Below are 19,937 nucleotides of genomic sequence, written 5' to 3' on the forward strand. Positions count from 1 at the left end.
CCCGCTCAGCAGCAGACGCGCATCATCCGCTGTTGGCCGGGCTCCCACCGCTTGCCATATTTGGCCTTGCGCTGGTAACTGCCTTTGCCTTTCTTGTTTTGCTCGACCCGGGCCCGAAACAGCGGATCCCCGAGCAGCGCCTGCAAGTGGTTATCTTTGATCTCGCCACGCTGATGGGCATAGTGCCCACCGCCACCTGACTGCTCCGTTTCCACGTTGAGCAGTTTTCCTCTCTCATTGGCCATCTTTGGCTCCTTCATTACCCCTTGGGGATCGCGAGTGTGAACCTGGCCCTCCCTCATCGCCATAGGGAGGCAAGGGGGTGCCCGCTCAAAAACCCGGCAATCTTGTCACCAAACAGTGTGCGGCGCCACTCCTTGGGCCTTTTTCGTCAATCGTGGGCATGATGTTCATGCTGACCCGCGGCGCCGGACTCGAGCACCTCCAGGATGGCGCAATGCTCGGCGGAACGGGCCCCCCCGCAGCAGATCTCCGACAGCTCGCTGAGATTGCGGCGAAAACGCATCAGCTCGGCGATTTTCTCCTCCACCTGGGCGAGTTTGGCATCGGCCACCGCCTTGACCTCCTGACAGGTCACCTCGGCCTTGTGGGTATCAAGATCGAGCAGCTCACCAATCTCCGCCAGGGAGAAGCCGACCGACTTGGCGCGGATGATAAACTCCAGCCGCCGTCTGTCTTGCTCACTGTAGAGCCGATAGCCTGACTCGTTGCGGATGCTGGGTGCTATCAGACCACTCTTCTCGTAAAACCTCAGGGTATCCGCCTTGACCTTGCAGGCCTTGGCCAACTCTCCAATCCGGTACATTCATCCTCCTTCTGCCCAACCATCAGCGGCCTGCGCCCTTGAGCCTGGCTCAGCAAGCAAAAGCCATTTGACACCAAATATCGCTACTATCCCGCCTTTGTCCCGCAATTGCCAGCCAAGGCCTGAAAAGCCACGCCAGCGCCCCGGCAGAGTGCCCTTCCTGGCCTAAACCACTCAAATCACAAACGTTTGCTATCCCGACAGCGGAAAACGTTTAGCCCCTTGCCACATAAGGGGTTGCTGAAATAAAAAATCCACCATGGCTCACAATTTTTGTGTAGAATACGCGCCCACAAGAGAGCATCGCACCAAGCGGGCATTTCCTAAAACACTCTTGGCCAAGATGGCCCCAAAGAGTGATTTGCGAAATACCCCCACATCCATTTATTTGGGGACGCTCTGTGTCATCTTGCGCTTATCGCCTGCCTGCCATGGAAGTCCCCGCACCCTGAGGACGATAGAGTGATGGAACAAGCCAGGCCCATTCGCCGCGCACTGCTGAGTGTTTCTGACAAGACCGGCATATTGGAATTTGCCAAGGCACTCAACGAGCGTGGTGTGGCGCTGCTCTCGACGGGCGGCACCGCCAAGCTGCTGGCCGAGGCTGGCCTGCCGGTGACTGAAGTGTCCGACTATACCGGCTTCCCCGAGATGATGGATGGCCGCGTCAAGACCCTGCATCCCAAGGTGCATGGCGGCGTACTCGGCCGTCGCGGCCAGGATGAGGCCATCATGGCCCAGCACGGCATCTCCCCCATCGACATGGTTGTCGTCAACCTCTATCCCTTCGCCGCCACCGTCGCCAAGCCCGGTTGCACCCTCGCCGATGCGGTCGAAAACATCGACATCGGTGGCCCGACCATGGTGCGCTCCGCCGCCAAGAACCACAAAGATGTCACCATCGTCGTCAAGGCCGCCGACTATGGCCGGGTGATCGCCGAGATGGATGGCAACGACAACAGCCTGACGCTGGCCACCCGCTTCGATCTCGCCATTGCCGCCTTCGAGCACACCGCCGCCTACGATGGCATGATTGCCAACTACTTCGGCACCCTGGTGCCCAGCTACGGCGACAACAAGGAGGGCGACGCTGAGTCCCAGTTCCCGCGCACCTTCAATGCTCAGTTCATCAAGAAGCAGGATATGCGCTACGGCGAAAACAGCCATCAGGCTGCCGCCTTCTACGCCGAAGAGCAGGCCGCCCCCGGTTCAGTGGCCAGCGCCATTCAACTGCAAGGCAAGGCGCTCTCCTACAACAACATCGCCGATACCGATGCGGCCCTGGAGTGCGTGAAGGAGTTCCCGGAGCCCGCTTGTGTCATCGTCAAGCATGCCAATCCCTGCGGTGTCGCCATCGGTGACGACCTGTTCGCTGCCTACGATCGCGCCTACCAGACCGATCCCACCTCCGCCTTTGGGGGCATCATCGCCTTCAACCGCGAGCTGGATGGCGCCACCGCCGCCGCCATCGTCGCCCGCCAGTTTGTGGAAGTGATCATCGCCCCCAGCATCAGCGAGGAAGCCCGCTCCGCCGTGGCCGCCAAGCAGAATGTGCGCCTGCTCGAGTGTGGCCAGTGGGCCGCTGCCGCTCAGGGTTTCGATCTCAAGCGTGTCAACGGCGGCCTGCTGGTGCAAGAGCGCGACCATGGCATGGTGAGCCTGGGTGACCTGACCGTGGTCAGCAAGCGCCAGCCGACCGAGGCTGAGCTCAAAGACCTGCTGTTCTGCTGGAAGGTGGCCAAGTTCGTCAAATCCAACGCCATCGTCTACGCCAAAGCTGGCCAGACCATAGGGGTCGGTGCAGGCCAGATGAGCCGGGTCTACTCCGCCAAGATAGCTGGCATCAAGGCCGAGGATGAAGGGCTGGTGGTGGCGGGTTCCGTCATGGCTTCCGATGCCTTCTTCCCGTTCCGCGATGGCATCGATGCCGCTGCCGCCGCCGGCATCGCCTGCGTCATTCAGCCGGGTGGTTCCATGCGCGACAACGAGGTGATAGCCGCCGCCGACGAACACGGCATGTGCATGGTGTTCACCGGCATGCGCCACTTCCGCCACTGATCATTCATTGAGGGCTGCCCAGGCAGCCCTCTTCAGATCCGTAATCGTTATTCCTATGGGAGAGCCCAGACGATGAAAGTATTGGTAATTGGTAACGGCGGTCGTGAACACGCCCTGGCCTGGAAGGCCAAACAGTCCCCGCGGGTCACTCAGGTGTTCGTGGCGCCGGGCAATGCCGGCACCCAGCTTGAGCCCGGTATCGAGAACGTCGCCATCGAGGCCACCGACATCCCCGCCTTGCTGGCCTTTGCCAAGGAACAGCAGATTGGGCTGACCATAGTGGGTCCGGAGGCCCCCCTGGTGAAGGGAGTGGTGGATGCGTTTCGTGCCGAGGGTCAGACCATCTTCGGCCCGACCGCTGCCGCCGCCCAGCTCGAAGGCTCCAAGGCCTTCACCAAGGACTTCCTGGCTCGTCACCATATCCCGACTGCCGCCTACCAGAACTTCACCGAAGTGGAACCCGCCCTCGCGTATCTGCGCGCCCAAGGCGCTCCTATCGTCATCAAGGCCGATGGCCTGGCTGCCGGCAAAGGGGTGATAGTGGCCATGACCCTGCAAGAGGCCGAAGACGCGGTGCAGGACATGCTCTCCGGCAATGCCTTCGGTGACGCCGGCGCCCGGGTGGTGATCGAGGAGTTCCTCACCGGCGAGGAGGCCAGCTTCATCGTCATGGTCGATGGTGAGCAGGTGCTGCCCATGGCCACCAGTCAGGATCACAAACGGGTCGGCGAAAAGGATACCGGCCCCAACACCGGTGGCATGGGGGCTTATTCCCCCGCCCCCGTGGTCACGGATCTCGTGCACCAGCGTGCCATGGAGCAGGTGATCATGCCGACCGTGCGTGGCATGGCCGCAGAAGGCAATCGCTACTCAGGCTTCCTCTATGCGGGCCTGATGATTGACCCCCAGGGCAATCCCAAGGTGATCGAGTTCAACTGCCGCTTCGGCGACCCCGAGACCCAACCCATCATGCTGCGCATGCAGTCCGACCTGGTTGAGCTCTGCCTGGCCGCCTGCCATGGGGAGCTGGAGGGTAAAGAGGCCCGTTATGATACCCGCGCGGCCATCGGTGTGGTGCTGGCCGCTGGCGGCTATCCCGGTGACTACGCCAGGGACTTGCCCATCAGCGGGTTGCCGAGCGAAGAGTGCGCCGGTGAGAAACTGTTCCACGGCGGCACCCGCTTTGCAGGCGATACCGTGGTCACCAGCGGTGGCCGGGTACTCTGCGCCACGGCGCTGGGTCAGACGGTGGCCGAGGCTCAGGCCCGCGCCTACCAGCTGGCCGATCGGGTCAAGTGGCAAGGGGTCTTCTGCCGCCGGGACATCGGCTGGCGCGCCATAGAGCGCGAGCAAGGGAAGTGAATCCCTAGGTGTGGGCAATCGCGCACCCGCCAATAAAAAGGGCCCCTCGGGGCCCTTTTTATTGCGCTGCATTCCCGCAGGATCAATGCCGCCTCGGGGTTTTTCCCCGGTTCAGACAGGCCAGCGCACTGAGCGCCAGGGCCAGGGCCGCGCCGCCATAAAGCCAGGCTCCGGGCAGCATGGGTACCAGCCAACCGGCTAGCAAGGGGCCCAGTCCTGCGCCCATGTCACGCCAGACCGCGTTGCTGGCCAGGGCCTGGATCCGCTGCTGTGGATAACGGGCCGCCACTATGGTGGCCACCAGAGGCAGTTGCACCGCCCGCAGCAACAAGACCAGGCCGGCACCGACCACAAACCAGTCCAGGCCAAACAACAACAGCGCAAAGGAAGCCAGCAGCGAGCTGCCTACCAGCAGGGGCAGGGCGCCCCATCGCTCGGCGAGATGCCCTCCCAGCGGGCTGAATGCTATCTCGCTCAGGTAACGCACCGCCATCAGACAGCCGACCACCAGGATGGCGCCGCCACTCAGCTGGGATTGGGCCAGCAGGGAGAGACCAAAGATGAAGAGACCATCCAGGGTCAGCCCCTCGATAAAGGACCAGACCGCCATGCTGTCCGGGGCACGCAGCCGCCGTTTGCCATCGAGCGTCAAGGGGTGAGGGCGCTCGGGCAGACCCCGGGCCCAGACAAGGCCAATCAGGGCGGCAAGGGCCATCAGCAAGAAGACGGGCCTGGGGCCATAGCATTGCGCCAACCAGGCTCCCAGAGGCAGGGCCAGGGCCGGGCCTGCCGAGATGAGCGCCCGAGAGCGACCACTGCGTCGCGCCGCGCCCTGCATTTCGCTGGTCGCCAGAGATTGAGTGGAGAGATTGAAGGTGGCAAAACTCAGCCCCCACAGCAATCTGAGTCCAAGCAGGGCCCAGAAACCTGAGAGCAAGGTGTAACCAAGGGCGCAGAGCAGGGCACTCAAGGCGGCCAGGGTGCAGCAGAACCTGTCTCCCCGCTGGCCATAGAAACGCACCACGTTGCCATAGCCCAGAATGCGGATCAGCCTGTTGGCTGCCAGCAGGATGCCCGCCTCCAGCAAGCTGATGCCAAACAACTCGGCATGCATGGGCAGCAACAGATAGAGCAGGGTATCCCCGGGCAGGCAGAGCGCCAGCACGAGGGCGGCTCGCTTGGACTCTCGATCGGCAGCCAGGACGGCGCCCTCTCCATTGACCTGCATGTCCCACCCCGGCTCGACTTCGTTGTCCGGCAGGATAAAGCGTTGCGAAGAAAAGGCAACCACCCCCAGGCCGCAGGAGCCACCAAAGCAAAGAGCCTCGGCTGCCCATGGCGGCCGAGGCTCTTCCATCAATCAAGCAGGGCTGAGGATCAGTGCGGCGCGGAGTCCAGCATCTCGGCCAGTTTGACCTTCTGATCCGCGGTCAGCACTTTACTGATCTCGTAGATCTTCTTGGTGCGATAGTAACGCACCTCCTGCTGCACCTTGCCCACCTCGGCCAGTTCGCGACGGATGGACCCATCGTCCCAGGTGCCATGTTTGATGGCGCCCTGCAGCGCCTGATTACTGAGTTTGCTCTGATCGATACCCGCAATCTGCTGGTCGCTCTCGGCGCGGATGGCCTTGATCTTGCTGACCTGATCCGGCGTCAGCTCCAGGGTCTTGACGATCATGTCTTCGATGGAGCCATGATTGACCGGGCCCGGCGCCTGGGCCATGGCGGAACCTGCAAACACCAGAGACAGAGAAAGGGCAATCGCGCTAAGGGAATGGGTAATTTTCATGAATGATTCGCTCACAAGGGTAAAGGTACCTGCTATCTATAGCGCGGATCGCGCCGGGAAGCGTAAACCCTGGCTGAATGGCCCGCCACTCTCTTTCCCGCGCCCCCCTTCCCGACCAATGAGATAGCCAAGAGCACGAGCCATCCAGGGTTGGCGCAAGGTTAATGCCCTGTCACCTTTTGTCACAAAAAAACCAACTATTCACAAACAGTTCACTGTCCCTCATGGCATCATGCAGGGTAAGAACTCAAACTAGGGTTCATTTGCAACCAACTTAAGGAGATCCCATGTTGAAAACTGCTCGCCTGCTACCACTGATGTTTGGTCTGATCGCCCTGCCCGCCCTGGCCGGTGATCTGGAGCAGCCGATGAAGAAGATGGGCTTCAACTACAAGCAGGCAACCAAGGCGAGCGATCCCGCCGCCATGGAAAAATACATCACCCAGATGCGCAGTGAGATCGATGACGCCAAGACGCGCAAGATGCCAACCGCCAAGCAGGAGAAGTTCCTCGAGGGCCTCAACGAGGTACAGGGCGAGCTGGATGCCAGTCTGGCCGCTCTCAAGGCGGGTGATGAGGCCAAGGCCCGTGAGCACCTGGCCAAGGTCAATGACCTGAAGAAGGAGTACCACCAATATGCCAAGCAGAAAGGCTGATCCTTTTCGCTGGGACATCCTGGTACGCCTGACGCACTGGAGCCTGGCCGCCGCCTGTGTCGCCAACCTCTGGCTCAATGAAACGGGGGAGGAGTGGCATGAGTGGCTGGGCTACCTCGCCATGTCGGTCATCGGCTTGCGCCTGCTATGGGGACTGACCCTGGCCAAGGGCTATGCCCGCTTGGCCGCCCTGATCCCCAGCGGGGAGGATTTTCGCCTGCAGGCCAGAGAGATGAGCGAGCGCGCCCCCGCCTCCCCCGGTCATCATGGCAGCGGCAAGCTGGCCGTCTGGGTCATCTGGCTCACCGTGCTTGCCACCGGCTTCACCGGCTGGTTTCAGAACACAGAGCTGGGGTTCGGCTGGGGCGCCGATGAGTGGCACACCTGGTGTACCTGGGCATTGCAGGGGCTGATCGCTCTGCATCTGGGCGCCATCGTCTATACCTCCTGGCGTCAGCGCAGCAACCTGATCGGTCGCATGTTGCCCCGGCGCCGGCAACCTCAGCGCCAGCAGGAGCCTCACTCCTGAAGCAGACGGGCACCAGGGTGCCCCTCTTCCTTTCCCCGCTCATCCGCCCGCAGGAGCGCCTCTCTCCGGCGGCTACAACTGCTTTAGCCCTTCATCGGCCAGGACGCATCCCCCTCTTGCCCCCCCCCTGCCATGAAAGCATTTTCATTCACAATTCTTAATTAATCTCTGCTGTTCGATTTTCAATTACCTCGATTTCATCAATGCTACTGAGCCGAACGAGGTAGTTTGCGGTCCGTTCGATATCAAAAGACAGTGACACGTCAATAACAAGATCGAAGGGAAAATCGTCATGCACAACACACTGTTTCGAACCGCCATGCTCGCCGCGGTGCTGGGCTCATTCAGCCACACAGCCAGCGCCGAAGGGGTCATGGTCCATCTGTTCCAATGGAAGTTCAACGACATCGCCAATGAGTGCGAAACCGTACTCGGTCCCAAGGGATTCGGCGGAGTCCAGATCACGCCACCCGCCGAGCACAAGCAGGGCAGCCAGGTCTGGTGGACCGTCTACCAGCCTGTCAGCTTCAAGAATTTCAACAGCTTCGGCGGCAGCGAGGCGGAGCTCAGGAGCATGATCACCCGCTGCAATGCGGCCGGGGTCAAGGTCTATGCCGACGCCGTCTTCAACCAGCTGGCCTCGGGCACCGGGACAGCCACCGGCGGTGGCAGCTACAACTCGGGCCAATATCAGTACCCCCAGTTCGGCTACAACGACTTCCACCACAGCGGTGACATCACCAACTACGGCGACAGCAACAACGTCTGGAACGGTGCCCTCTACGGCATGCCGGATCTCAATACCGGCTCTCCCTACGTGCAGGATCAGATAGCCAGCTACATGAAGACCCTGCTGGGTTGGGGCGTGGCGGGCTTTCGCATCGATGCGGCCAAGCACATGGCCCCCGGCGAGGTGAAGACCATCCTCGACAAGGCGGGCAGCCCCAAAGCCTATCTGGAGGTGATAGGTGCAGGGGGGGAGTCCCCCGACATCCAGCCGGGTCGCTACACCTATATCGATACCGTCACCGACTTCAAATACGGCACGGATCTCGCCGCCAACTTCAACGGCCAGATCAAGAACCTCAAGACCCTCGGCGAGAGCTGGGGCCTGCTCCCCTCCAACAAGGCGTTCGTCTTCGTGGTCAACCACGACCGCGAGCGCGGCCACGGGGGCGGCGGCATGCTCACCTTCATGAGCGGTGCCCGCTACGAGCTGGCCAACACCTTCATGATGGCCTGGCCCTATGGCTGGAAGCAGGTGATGTCGGGCTACCGCTTCGAGAACATGGGCACCTATGAAACCGACAAGGGGGCGCCGGGCAGCACACCCTGCACCGATGGCCAGTGGAACTGCGAGCAGCGCCGGCCAACCATCATGAACATGGCTCTGTTCCACAACAGCACCGAGGGGCAAGCTGTCAGTCACTGGTGGGATAACGGCAACAACCAGATAGCCTTCAGTCGGGGAGACAAGGGTTTCGTCGCCATCAACAACGAGAGCGGCAGCCTGGTGGCCTCGGTGCAGACCGGCCTGCCGGCGGGTGAGTACTGCAACCTCCTCGGTGGCAATGACTACTGCAGCGGGGGCTATGTCACCGTCGACGGCAGCGGCAAGGCCAGCCTGAACGTGCCGGCCATGAAGGCAGCCGCCATCATCGCCGGCTGCACCAAGGCCAGCCCCTGCGGCGGCACCGCCCTGCCGGGCAACAAGTTCAACAGCATGAACCTGCGCGGCACCCACAACGCCTGGGGCAACACCCCTATGACAGTCGATGCCAACCGCGTCTGGTCCGCCACCCTGACCCTGAGCGGCAGCGGTGACGCCACCGGTGCCCAGCGCTTCAAGTTCGACGTCTTCGGCAACTGGACAGAGAACTACGGCGACAATGAAGGGGACGGCATCGCCGACAAGGGCAGCAGCAAGGATATCCTGGTCAGCGGGGCGGGCAGCTACCGCATCACCCTGAACGAAGGCGATCTGCGTTATACGGTCACCCCCCTCACCAGCAACCAGGCACCGGTGGCCGCCCTCTCGCCCAAGGTCCTCAGCGTCAAGACGGGGGAGAGCGTGGTGCTAGATGGCTCCGCCTCCACCGACGATGAAGCCGTGGCGAGCTATAGCTGGTCCAGCGGCGGCAGCGCCCCCACTGAGACGGTCCAGTTCGATACCCCGGGCACCCATACCATCACCCTGACCGTCACCGATACCGAGGGGCTGACTTCCAGCGCCAGCGCCACCGTGACCGTCACTGACGGCAACGGTGCCTACAACAGCGTGCTGCCGACCCTGCAGTTCCGTGGTACGCCCAACGGTTGGGGATCGCAGGTCATGACGTTGGTCGCCGACAACCTGTGGGAAGCGCAAGTCAGTTTCGACGGCCAGGCAAACCAGCGCTTCAAGTTCGACGTCAAGGGTGACTGGACCCAGAATTACGGCGACACCAACAAGGATGGTGTGGCCGAGCAGGGTGGTACCGACATCTTCACCCCGGTCAGCGGCCAGTACCGTGTGCGCTTCAACGATCAGACTCTGACCTACAGCCTGAACGCCCAGTAAGCCGCAGAGGGGTGATGCCCCTATGACCCTCGGGCATTCCCATGGCCTCCTGCCCACAGGGCAGGAGGCCTTTTCATGGGGCCAAGCACCATCACTCTTCTCTCCTCAACCAGACGGCCACCGTTCCCTGTTTGCCGACCGGCAGGCATACTGCCTGTACATCCCCATGCAGGAGCGCATATGAAACTATTGGAAGCCCTCAGGGTCGAGGGGCGGATCGAAGAAGCTCGCCAGCACGGCCTGTTGCAACTCATCGAGCACCCGCTACACGCCGAGCTGCATTATGAAGTGGCCAGCCTGCACGACATGCTCGGGCGCGAGGCCCAGGCCATACATCTCTATCAGCAAGCCATCACCCTAGGACTCGCTGGATCCTCCCTGCGCGGTGCCCTGCTGGGGCTCGGCAGCTCATATCGCAGCCTGGGTCAGCATGAGGCGGCCCTGGTCACCCTGGAGCAGGGCTTGGCACTGTTTCCCCAGGCGAGCGAGTTCACGGCCTTTCGCGCCATGGTCCATTACAACCAAGGGCGTCATAAAGAGGCTTGCGAGGCACTGCTCGGTCTGCTTGCACAGAGTACTGCGGACCCTTCACTGACCCCGTACAAGGGCGCCATGGCGCTCTATGCCGAGGATCTGGACAGGCGTTGGTGAGAGGCTAGAAACGACAAAGCCGCTCAACATGAGCGGCTTTGTCTGAATTTGGTGGCCCCTCCCAGACTTGAACTGGGGACCTGACGATTATGAGTCGTATGCTCTAACCAACTGAGCTAAGGGGCCATGGGTATTGCTTTGCGGCGTGGATTATAGGGGATGAAAAAGTCCTAGTCCATAGCCAGATCAATCACTTGGCGACATTTTGTCCAATCTGGCCGCAAGTTCGTGATCCCTTTGGCATAAATAAAACAAAGCCCCGCATGGCGGGGCTTTGTCAGCAAGCGAGTCGTTACTCGTCGAGGAAACTGCGCAGCACTTCCGAGCGGCTCGGGTGGCGCAGTTTGCGCAGAGCCTTGGCTTCGATCTGACGAATACGCTCGCGGGTGACGTCGAACTGCTTGCCGACCTCCTCCAACGTGTGATCCGTATTCATATCGATACCAAACCGCATCCGCAGCACCTTGGCTTCCCGGGCGGTCAGACCGGCCAGCACTTCGCGGGTCGCGTTGCGCAGGCTCTCGCTGGTGGCCGCATCGGCCGGCAGGGCCAGGGTGGTATCCTCGATGAAGTCACCCAGGTGGGAGTCTTCATCATCACCGATGGGCGTCTCCATGGAGATAGGCTCCTTGGCGATCTTCAGTACCTTGCGGATCTTGTCTTCCGGCATGCCCATGCGCATGGCCAGCTCTTCCGGATTGGGCTCGCGACCCATCTCCTGCAGCATCTGACGAGAGATGCGATTGAGCTTGTTGATGGTCTCGATCATGTGCACCGGGATACGAATGGTACGGGCCTGATCCGCGATGGAGCGGGTAATGGCCTGACGGATCCACCAGGTAGCATAGGTCGAGAACTTGTAGCCACGACGGTACTCAAACTTGTCTACCGCTTTCATCAGACCGATGTTGCCCTCCTGGATCAGATCCAGGAACTGCAAGCCACGGTTGGTGTACTTCTTGGCGATAGAGATAACCAGACGCAAGTTGGCCTCAACCATCTCTTTCTTGGCACGGCGGGCCTTGGCCTCACCGATGCTCATGCGGCGGTTGATGTCCTTGATCTGGGCGATGGACAGACCCGTCTCGACTTCGATCTGTTGCAGCTTGCCGATGGCACGCAGCACGTCTTCATCCATCTCGACCAAGCGGGGCGACCAGGCTTTACCGGCTTGCTTCTGGTATTCGAACCAGGCGGTATCGCACTCATTGTTGGTGAAGGCAGCGACGAAGGTCTTCTTCGGCATCTTGGCCTGCTCAACGCAGAGTTTCAGGATGATCCGCTCCTGGATCCGCACCCGCTCCATCATCTCGCGCATGTTGTTGACCAAGCGATCGAACTGCTTGGGCATCAGGCGGAACTGACGGAATACGTCGGCCAGCTGCGCTATGGCAGCCTGGGTGTCGTCGTGGGCACGGCCATTGTTCTGGATAGAGAGGCGGGTGACTTCGTACTGGGCACGCAGCTCACCAAACTTCTCGCGAGCGACTTCAGGATCAGGACCTGTATCCGTCTCATCGTCCGAGCTGTCGCCGTCTTCATCTTCGTCTTCATCTTCGTCTTCATCTTCGTCAGCGAGATCGTCTTCGCTGAGTTCGGAGCCAATATGGGTCGCGGTTGGCGCCACATCATCGGCTTCGTTAGGGTCTATGAAACCCGAGATGATGTCGGACAGACGCAGCTGTTCGGCTTCAAATTTATCGTACTGTTCAAGCAGATAGGTGATGGCTTCCGGGTACTCGGCGACTGAGCTCTGTACCTGATTGATACCGTCTTCGATCCGTTTGGCGATGTCGATTTCGCCTTCACGGGTCAGCAGCTCGACGGTACCCATCTCCCGCATATACATGCGGACAGGGTCGGTTGTTCGACCAATTTCAGATTCAACAGAGGCCAGTGCTTGGGCCGCTGCTTCGGCAGCGTCTTCGTCGGCGGTACCGCCTTCGGCCATGATAAGGTCATCGGCATCCGGTGCGTTTTCCACTACCTGGATACCCATATCGTTGATCATCTGAATGATGTCTTCGATCTGATCAGAGTCAACGATCTCTTGCGGGAGGTGATCGTTCACCTCGGCATAAGTCAGGTAGCCCTGTTCTTTACCTTTGGCAACGAGGAGTTTAAGCTGAGACTGCGGGGTTTGCTCCATAGAACTCATCCGGTTGGTGTTGCTAGGTTGCGCGAGCAATGCGCTGGTGCGCAAATAGCCAATTCTAATAGAAAACCGCCAGACATGCTATGTCTGGTTGCGGCGTCGGTCTGAGAAACCCCTGCCCGCTTTGTTTGTCGGGGCCAGGCGGTTATACGTTTTTGCATCTAATCCCGTCGATTCGGGCAACAATCTTTATATTGGGACCAACCACTCAAATATCAAGCCCCGATATCATTTCTTTTCTCACTTTGTACCTCTCTGATCAGCATCATCAGCTCCTGGGTCTCCTCGGCAGTGAGTCCCTGCTGGGCCACCTTAGCCTGTAGCTCTTCTATCCGCTGCTTCAAGAACTGGTTGATGAAGCCGACAAAGGTGTCTTGCAACTCCCCCAGGATATCAGGCTCACGTTCGAGCTGGATTTCGAACAAGTCATGCATGGCGAGCTGGGCAAGGATCTCCCCCTCTTTCGTACCACGCCAGTGCTCGAGCAATATGCCCGTGGTAATGCCGGGTTGCGCCAGGATCTGCTGATGCAGCTTGAGCAAAAAGCCAATGCCTTGCAACCTGAGCCCCGCCAGCTCCGGCATGGCTGGTAGTTCGGCGGTGATGCCTGGGTATTGCACCATGAGCGCCAGTGCCCGGCGCAGAGGGGTCAGCTTGCCCCGGTGCGGCTTAGCCTGCTCCACCTTGGATGGGGTATGGCGAGAGAATAGTTCGGTGATCCGCTGCTGGTTTTCCCCCCAGCGCATCATGCTGGAGAGTCGAGTTATGAGTCCCTCGCGGGTGAAGCCTTCCGGGACGCGACGTATCAGTTCGGCAGCCTTGTTGGCCACCTCGAACTTGCCCGCTTCGCCGGAGAGTGCCGCATCCCGGGCCAGGCGCTCAAACATGAAGTCTGCAAAAGGCTGCGCCTGATCCAGCAACTGTTCAAAGCCTTCTTTCCCTATCTGGCGCACCAGAGAGTCGGGGTCCTCGCCATCGGGCAGAAACACGAACTTGAGCTCGCGACCATCCTGCAGATGAGAGAGGGCATTATCCAGCGCCCGCCAGGCCGCTTCACGTCCGGCCTTGTCACCGTCGTAACAGCAGACCACCTCGGCCGTGGTGCGAAACAGGGTATGAATGTGATCGCTAGTGGTGGCCGTCCCTAGCGCGGCCACCGCATAGTCGATGTCGAACTGGCCGAGGGCCACCACATCCATATAGCCTTCCACCACCAGGACGCGGCGTACTTCTTTATGGGCCTGCTTGACCTCATAGAGACCAAACAGCTCGCGGCCCTTATGGAAGATAGGCGTCTCGGGAGAGTTCAAATATTTGGGCGTACCCTCCCCCAGCACCCTGCCACCGAAGCCGATGACCCGGCCCCGCTTGTCACGAATGGGGAACATGATGCGATCGCGGAAACGATCATAGCTGCCCGGACCGCTGTCACGGGGGATCAGCATGCCACCGGTGATCAACAACTGCTCATGATCCCGACTGGCACCAAAACGCCGCCTGACCTGATCCCAATCTCCCGGGGCGTAACCAATGTTGAAGCGCTTGACCACCTCGCCGTTGAGCCCTCGTCCTTTGAGGTACTCCACCGCTTGTGGCGCACTCTTGAGGTTGCTCTCATAGAAGCGGGCAATCTGGTTCATCAGCTCAAACAGATCCTTGCTGACCGCAGGCTGGGATCCGGCAGCGCCACTGCCACTCTGCTCGCGGGGTACCTGCATGCCTTGCATGCTGGCAAGTTCATCAATGGCATCAGGGAATTCGAGGCCGTCATACTCCATGACAAAGCCAACGGCATTGCCATGGGCGCCACAGCCGAAACAGTGATAGAACTGCTTCTCCTGACTGACGGTGAAGGAGGGGCTCTTTTCGTTATGGAATGGGCAGCAAGCCTGATAATTCTTGCCGGCCTTTTTCAGTCGTACCCGGGAGTCGATCAGCTCGACAATATCGGTACGAGCGAGCAGATCATCGATGAAAGATTGCGGGATCCGGCCTGCCATAACCATCCTGTTTCATGAGAGAAAAAATAAAAAAAGCCGCGCATTCCCAGGGAAGCACGGCTTCTTTCGACCAACAAGGGCTCTGCCTATTACGCCAGGCGGGTTTTCACCAACGCGCTGACGGCACCGACATCGGCGCGTCCCTGAATTTTTGGCTTCAAGACAGCCATGACTTTACCCATATCGGCCATGACGGCAGCACCGCTCTGGGCGATGGCTTGCACTATCAGGGCTTCAATTTCGGCAGCGGTCAGCTGTTGCGGCAGGAACTCCTGCAGCACCTGGATCTCGGCGGCTTCGACATCGGCGAGATCCTGGCGACCAGCGGCCTCATATTGGCTGATGGAATCACGGCGCTGTTTGACCATCTTGGTCACGACAGCGAGGATATCCTCATCATTTAGCTCAATACGGGAATCAATTTCACGCTGTTTTATCTCGGCCATCAGCAAACGAATCGTCCCCAAGCGAGCCTTATCTCTGGCAAGCATGGCGAGTTTTTGTTGATCCTTGAGCTGATCTTTCAGAGACATGGCAGAAACTCTAATTAGTACAGGCGGATACGACGAGCGTTTTCGCGAGACAGCTTCTTGGCGTGACGCTTAACGGCAGACGCTTTGGCGCGCTTACGGATAGTAGTCGGCTTCTCGTAGAACTCACGGCTACGAACTTCAGACAGGATACCGGCCTTTTCGCAAGAACGCTTGAAGCGACGCAGAGCAACGTCAAACGGCTCATTTTCACGGACTTTGATTACTGGCATGTGCCTTTCACCTCAGTGATAAATTGTTAGCTGATCATCAGTCGATCAGCATGTCTTAAAATGGTGCGAAATTATACTCTGGACAGGGAATAAAAGTAAACCCGCAGAGATCGCTCTGGTTTAAAAAACCCGCGAAGGTTACCATAGCCGTCTCATTTTAGCAGTGAAATTTTTTAGCAATGCGTGTATTGGGCATAGAGACATCCTGTGACGAAACCGGGATCGCGATCTTCGACGATCAAAAAGGGATCCTTTCCCATCAGTTATACAGCCAGGTCAAGCTGCATGCGGACTACGGTGGCGTCGTCCCCGAACTCGCCAGCCGGGATCATGTTCGCAAGACGATCCCCTTGATCCAGGCGGCATTGCTGGAAGCTGGCCTTGGCAAGGATGACATCGATGGCATCGCCTACACCGCAGGTCCCGGGTTGGTCGGCGCCATTCTGGTCGGTGCGACCATAGGCCGCTCCCTGGCCATGGCCTGGGGCAAACCTGCCATCGCCGTGCATCATATGGAAGGTCATCTGCTGGCGCCCATGCTGGAAGAGACGGCGCCCGAGTTCCCCTTCGTGGCACTGCTGGTTTCCGGTGGTCACTCCATGCTGGTGCGGGTCGATGGCATTGGCCGTTACCAACTGCTCGGTGAATCCATTGATGACGCCGCCGGCGAGGCCTTCGACAAGACCGCTAAGCTGATGGGGCTCGATTATCCGGGTGGCCCCCTGCTCTCCAGGCTGGCAGAGAAGGGCGTCACCGGGCGCTTTAAGTTCCCGCGCCCCATGACCGACCGCCCCGGGCTCGACATGAGTTTCTCCGGTCTCAAAACCTTCGCCGCCAACACCATAGCCGCACAAGGGGATGATGAGCAGACCCGCGCCGATATCGCCCGCGCCTTCGAAGATGCCGTGGTCGATACCCTGGCCATCAAGTGTCGCCGCGCCCTGAAAGAGACAGGGCTGAATCGCTTGGTCGTGGCCGGCGGTGTCAGTGCCAACCGCCATCTGCGCGCCCAGCTGGCCGACTTGATGGCAACTCTCAAGGGGGAGGTCTTCTACCCCCGCCCCGAATACTGCACCGATAATGGCGCCATGATTGCCTACGCGGGCATGCAGCGACTCAAAGCTGGCGTGTTTGAACCACTGGAGGTCAAGGCGGTGCCACGCTGGCCGCTGGATACGCTGCAACCGGTTTGAATCACGCTGGCGGTACATATAGAAGAAGGGGCCCCGAGGCCCCTTCTTGCATCTGTTGCTTTACCGGCGATCCCTCACCGGCACGCCGCTAATTGCTGCGGAACAGCGCCTCGATAGAGAGCCCCTGCCCCACCATGATCTCTCTCAGACGACGCAAGCCCTCGACCTGGATCTGGCGAACCCGCTCCCGGGTCAGGCCAATCTCGGCCCCGACATCTTCCAGGGTGGCAGGCTCATAACCGAGCAAACCGAAACGGCGTGCCAGCACCTCGCGCTGCTTGGGATTCAGCTCCTCCAGCCAGTGGACTATGCTGCTGCGCATGTCATCTTCCTGGGACTCCAGCTCGGGACCCATGCCGCGTTCATCGGACAGCACATCGAGCAGCGCCTTGTCACGATCCCCACCTATCGGAGTATCGACCGAAGTGATCTTCTCGTTGAGCTTGAGCATGCGATTGACGTCGGCGACCGAGCGATCCAGGGCAAAGGCGATATCTTCGGCCGTGGGTTCATGGTCGAGGCGGTGGGACAGTTCACGGGCGGTACGCAGGTAAACGTTGAGTTCCTTGACCACGTGGATGGGCAGGCGAATGGTACGGGTCTGATTCATGATGGCCCGTTCTATGGTCTGGCGGATCCACCAGGTGGCATAGGTCGAGAAGCGAAAACCCCGTTCTGGGTCAAACTTTTCCACGGCACGGATAAGGCCGAGGTTGCCCTCTTCAATCAAATCCAGCAGCACCAGGCCACGATTGTTGTAGCGTCTGGCAATTTTGACCACAAGGCGCAGATTGGATTCAATCATGCGTTTGCGAGCCGCCTTGTCGCCGCGCAGGGCACGACGGGCGTAATAAACCTCTTCTTCGGCGGTGAGCAGGGGAGAGAATCCTATCTCTCCCAGATAGAGCTGGGTGGCATCCATTACCTTGTGCAGATCCGGCGCCAACAACTCTTCGGAGATAGACTCCTCGGTGTCGGCTGTCGCCGTCTCTGTCACTTCAGCCTCTTCAACCTCCAGCTCCTCATCGAACTCTGCATCCTGCATAACCAGTTGTTCTTGGCTCATGGTGTGTCTCCCTGACCTGAACCAGAGTTAGCACTACGCTCTGGGGTTAACGCTTTGGCAAGTATCCCATTGGATTGATCGACTTGCCTCGGTACCGGATTTCAAAGTGCAAGCGCACATCCGGCGCATCCGTGCTTCCCATATCGGCAATAACAGCTCCACCCTTGACCACATCTCCTTCCCGGACTCGCAGCGCATCGTTATGTGCATAGGCCGAGAGGTAGTCGTCGTCATGTTTCAGGATGACAAGCTTGCCATAGCCTCTTAATGCGCTTCCGGCATAGACCACTTTACCGCCACTGGCGGCGTAGACGGGTTGCCCCTTCTGGCCAGCGATGTCTATACCCTTGTTTCCCTGTTCAGCGACAGAGAAGCCTTCGACTATCCGACCCTGAGCGGGCCAGTGCCAGGCGAGGCGCGATGATGAGGCATTGTTATTGTTCTGTGTGACACTGTTGTTATTTTGTACTGAGATGCCAGCGTATGCTTTTGGAGCAGGCTGGGCAACGCTTTTATTGGTCACAAATGCGCTGGTCGTACCTGTGCTGACCGGGGTGGTCGCAGTGCTGGTTGGGCGGCTGCTTGCCACCGCCATGGTGGTACCGGATGCGGCTGCCGAACCGCCCACATTGAGGGTCTGGCCGACGTTCAGATTGTAGGGCGCACTCAAGTTATTACGCTGTGCCAGGGTCTGATTGGCGACACCAAACTGGCGGCCTATGCTGCTCAGGGTGTCACCACGGCGCACCTGATAGGTACGCGCGGCGCTCCCGCTGCTGGTACTGCTGACCATCACCGGACTGCCTTCGGCGCCATCCAGCCGGATCACCTGGCCTGGATGTATGTTATAGGGCGCACCTATGCCATTCAGGTTGGCCAGGGAGGGCACGTCGCTACCCGCATTGAATGCGATGGAGTAGAGGGTGTCGCCACGCTTGACCGTGTAACTGCGCCCCGAAATCGTCGGTTTGCTTATGCTTCCCTGCCGGCTTGGCACCGCGCGCACCGAGCCCTCGCTTGACAACCCCTGTACCGGCGCTGGGGTTGTGCTGGAAGAACAGGCTGCCAACAAACCGGATAAGAGGGTAACGGCACACCCCCGCCATATATGCCCATTCATAAAAATATCCTTAACGACTAAACCAGAAATAGGCCGCGACAGCCAGGGCGATACAGATCCAGCCAAGCAGATCGACATAGTGCATCAGCTTTTGCTCCATCCGCTCACCACCCCAACGCATCAAACCCGCCACCAGGAAGAAACGCATGCTGCGCCCGATGAGAGAGGTGATGATGAAGGGAAGGAGTGCCATATGGAGCAACCCTGCCGTCACGGTAAATACCTTGTAGGGGATGGGGGTGAAGCTGGCAATGAAAATGACCCAGATCCCCCATTGTTCAAACCAGTGCTGGGCCAGGGCAATCTTGTCCTGATAACCGACGGAGACCACCAGAGGCTGCACCACGGGATCCCAGAGTGCATAACCCAGACCATAACCCACCACGGCCCCCAACACTGAGAAGAAGGTCGCCAGGGCCGCGTAGTGCCAGGCTTTGTGCGGCTTGGCCAGCGCCATGGGCGCCAGCATCACATCAACCGGAATGGGCCAGAAGATTGACTCGATGAAGGCGGTGATCGAGAGGTAATAGGGGGCATATTTATGGCGGGCCCACTGCATCACCAACACATACAGGCGAGAAAACAGCTTCACTCAACATCTCCGTCAATAAGGGGCACAAAACGCACCGGCTCCAGGACTCGACTGGTCAACTGGGAACCGTTGCGTTCGATAAGTTGCAGGGTCTGATGACTGTCCCCTACCGGTAAAATCATGCGGCCGCCATCGGCCAGTTGATCGGTGAGGGCAGTCGGCACTTCACTCGCCGCCGCGGTCACCAAAATGGCATCAAAGGGTCCCTTGCTCGGCCAACCGAGCCAGCCATTGCCATGTTTGGCCGAGACATTGTGCAGATCCAGCTGCCTGAGCCTGCGTCTCGCCTGGAACTGCAAGGACTTGATCCGCTCTACCGTATAGACCTGTTCAACCAGGTTGGCGAGCACCGCAGTTTGATAACCAGAGCCAGTGCCAATCTCCAGCACATGGGCCGGATCGTTTTGCATCAGCAACTCTGTCATCCGCGCCACCATGTAAGGCTGGGAAATAGTCTGCCCCTGGCCAATGGGCAGGGCGGTATTATCCCAGGCCTTATGGGCCATGGCCTCATCCACAAACAGCTGGCGTGGCACCTTGGCGAGCGCGGCGAGTACACGAAAGTCGCTGACGCCCTGGGCAATAAGCTGATTTAAAAGGCGCTGTACTATCACA

At 59.6% G+C, this 19,937-nt stretch carries 19 protein-coding genes and 1 tRNA gene; 7 read left to right on the forward strand and 13 right to left on the reverse strand.

Annotated features, from left to right (window positions below; genetic code table 11):
- Positions 1-5 precede the first annotated feature (5 nt).
- The gene (locus M2367_RS16890; RefSeq protein ID WP_259237335.1) at positions 6-245 is read right to left on the reverse strand and encodes an alternative ribosome-rescue factor A; all 240 of its coding nucleotides are present in this window, start codon (positions 243-245) and stop codon (positions 6-8) included.
- A 146-nt stretch (positions 246-391) separates the two neighbouring features.
- Positions 392-826, reverse strand: a complete 435-nt coding sequence (gene zntR, locus M2367_RS16895) for a Zn(2+)-responsive transcriptional regulator (protein WP_224431213.1) — start codon at positions 824-826, stop codon at positions 392-394.
- 465 nt (positions 827-1,291) lie between these two features.
- On the opposite strand from zntR, the gene purH reads away from it, so the two are divergent.
- Positions 1,292-2,884, forward strand: a complete 1,593-nt coding sequence (purH, locus tag M2367_RS16900; protein ID WP_259237336.1) for a bifunctional phosphoribosylaminoimidazolecarboxamide formyltransferase/IMP cyclohydrolase — start codon at positions 1,292-1,294, stop codon at positions 2,882-2,884.
- 72 nt (positions 2,885-2,956) lie between these two features.
- Positions 2,957-4,246 (forward strand): phosphoribosylamine--glycine ligase, encoded by a 1,290-nt coding sequence (gene purD, locus M2367_RS16905; RefSeq protein ID WP_259237337.1) that lies wholly within the window; start codon positions 2,957-2,959, stop codon positions 4,244-4,246.
- Positions 4,247-4,328: 82 nt separating this feature from the next.
- Here purD and M2367_RS16910 read toward each other — a convergent pair whose 3' ends face one another.
- The gene (locus tag M2367_RS16910; RefSeq protein WP_224431216.1) at positions 4,329-5,537 is read right to left on the reverse strand and encodes an MFS transporter; all 1,209 of its coding nucleotides are present in this window, start codon (positions 5,535-5,537) and stop codon (positions 4,329-4,331) included.
- 86 nt (positions 5,538-5,623) lie between these two features.
- Positions 5,624-6,037 (reverse strand): Spy/CpxP family protein refolding chaperone, encoded by a 414-nt coding sequence (locus tag M2367_RS16915; RefSeq protein ID WP_259237338.1) that lies wholly within the window; start codon positions 6,035-6,037, stop codon positions 5,624-5,626.
- A 287-nt stretch (positions 6,038-6,324) separates the two neighbouring features.
- Between M2367_RS16915 and M2367_RS16920 the strand changes: the two genes are divergently transcribed.
- The 4 genes from M2367_RS16920 to M2367_RS16935 all read left to right on the forward strand — a co-directional run bounded on the left by M2367_RS16920 (position 6,325) and on the right by M2367_RS16935 (position 10,433).
- On the forward strand, positions 6,325-6,693 hold the full coding sequence (locus tag M2367_RS16920) for a cytochrome b562 (RefSeq protein WP_224431217.1): 369 nt from the start codon (positions 6,325-6,327) through the stop codon (positions 6,691-6,693).
- Positions 6,674-7,222, forward strand: a complete 549-nt coding sequence (locus tag M2367_RS16925; RefSeq protein ID WP_259237339.1) for a cytochrome b/b6 domain-containing protein — start codon at positions 6,674-6,676, stop codon at positions 7,220-7,222. The genes M2367_RS16920 and M2367_RS16925 overlap by 20 nt, the downstream gene beginning before the upstream one ends.
- A gap of 292 nt (positions 7,223-7,514) precedes the next feature.
- Positions 7,515-9,782, forward strand: a complete 2,268-nt coding sequence (locus tag M2367_RS16930; protein ID WP_259237340.1) for an alpha amylase C-terminal domain-containing protein — start codon at positions 7,515-7,517, stop codon at positions 9,780-9,782.
- Between the two features lie 180 nt (positions 9,783-9,962).
- A complete protein-coding gene (locus M2367_RS16935) occupies positions 9,963-10,433 on the forward strand; it encodes a tetratricopeptide repeat protein (RefSeq protein ID WP_042042996.1) in 471 nt (156 codons plus the stop codon).
- Between the two features lie 49 nt (positions 10,434-10,482).
- On the opposite strand, the gene M2367_RS16940 is transcribed toward M2367_RS16935, so the two are convergent.
- The 5 genes from M2367_RS16940 to rpsU all read right to left on the reverse strand — a co-directional run bounded on the left by M2367_RS16940 (position 10,483) and on the right by rpsU (position 15,351).
- Positions 10,483-10,559 (reverse strand) — tRNA-Ile (locus M2367_RS16940).
- 166 nt (positions 10,560-10,725) lie between these two features.
- Positions 10,726-12,621 (reverse strand): RNA polymerase sigma factor RpoD, encoded by a 1,896-nt coding sequence (gene rpoD, locus M2367_RS16945; protein WP_259237364.1) that lies wholly within the window; start codon positions 12,619-12,621, stop codon positions 10,726-10,728.
- A gap of 182 nt (positions 12,622-12,803) precedes the next feature.
- Entirely contained in the window at positions 12,804-14,588 is a 1,785-nt protein-coding gene (dnaG, locus tag M2367_RS16950; RefSeq protein WP_042042994.1) for a DNA primase, read from the reverse strand.
- Between the two features lie 89 nt (positions 14,589-14,677).
- On the reverse strand, positions 14,678-15,121 hold the full coding sequence (locus M2367_RS16955; protein WP_042042993.1) for a GatB/YqeY domain-containing protein: 444 nt from the start codon (positions 15,119-15,121) through the stop codon (positions 14,678-14,680).
- Between the two features lie 14 nt (positions 15,122-15,135).
- Positions 15,136-15,351 carry a 30S ribosomal protein S21 gene (gene rpsU / locus M2367_RS16960; protein ID WP_005309452.1) on the reverse strand — a complete coding sequence of 72 codons (216 nt, stop codon included), beginning with the start codon at positions 15,349-15,351 and terminating at the stop codon, positions 15,136-15,138.
- A gap of 179 nt (positions 15,352-15,530) precedes the next feature.
- On the opposite strand from rpsU, the gene tsaD reads away from it, so the two are divergent.
- Complete coding sequence (tsaD, locus tag M2367_RS16965; protein ID WP_042042992.1) at positions 15,531-16,544, forward strand: tRNA (adenosine(37)-N6)-threonylcarbamoyltransferase complex transferase subunit TsaD; 1,014 nt, start codon at positions 15,531-15,533, stop codon at positions 16,542-16,544.
- A gap of 88 nt (positions 16,545-16,632) precedes the next feature.
- Here tsaD and rpoS read toward each other — a convergent pair whose 3' ends face one another.
- The 4 genes from rpoS to M2367_RS16985 are packed head-to-tail and all read right to left on the reverse strand — an operon-like array spanning position 16,633 to position 19,936.
- Complete coding sequence (rpoS, locus tag M2367_RS16970; protein ID WP_042042991.1) at positions 16,633-17,610, reverse strand: RNA polymerase sigma factor RpoS; 978 nt, start codon at positions 17,608-17,610, stop codon at positions 16,633-16,635.
- A gap of 46 nt (positions 17,611-17,656) precedes the next feature.
- A complete protein-coding gene (locus M2367_RS16975; RefSeq protein ID WP_259237341.1) occupies positions 17,657-18,730 on the reverse strand; it encodes a peptidoglycan DD-metalloendopeptidase family protein in 1,074 nt (357 codons plus the stop codon).
- A gap of 10 nt (positions 18,731-18,740) precedes the next feature.
- The gene (locus M2367_RS16980) at positions 18,741-19,322 is read right to left on the reverse strand and encodes a YqaA family protein (protein WP_042042989.1); all 582 of its coding nucleotides are present in this window, start codon (positions 19,320-19,322) and stop codon (positions 18,741-18,743) included.
- Positions 19,319-19,936 (reverse strand): protein-L-isoaspartate(D-aspartate) O-methyltransferase, encoded by a 618-nt coding sequence (locus M2367_RS16985; protein WP_042042988.1) that lies wholly within the window; start codon positions 19,934-19,936, stop codon positions 19,319-19,321. Before M2367_RS16985 ends, M2367_RS16980 begins: the two co-directional genes overlap by 4 nt.
- Between the last annotated feature and the right edge of the window lies 1 nt (position 19,937).

The sequence above is a fragment of the Aeromonas sp. BIGb0445 genome (assembly GCF_024809075.1).
GTDB lineage: Bacteria > Pseudomonadota > Gammaproteobacteria > Enterobacterales > Aeromonadaceae > Aeromonas > Aeromonas rivuli.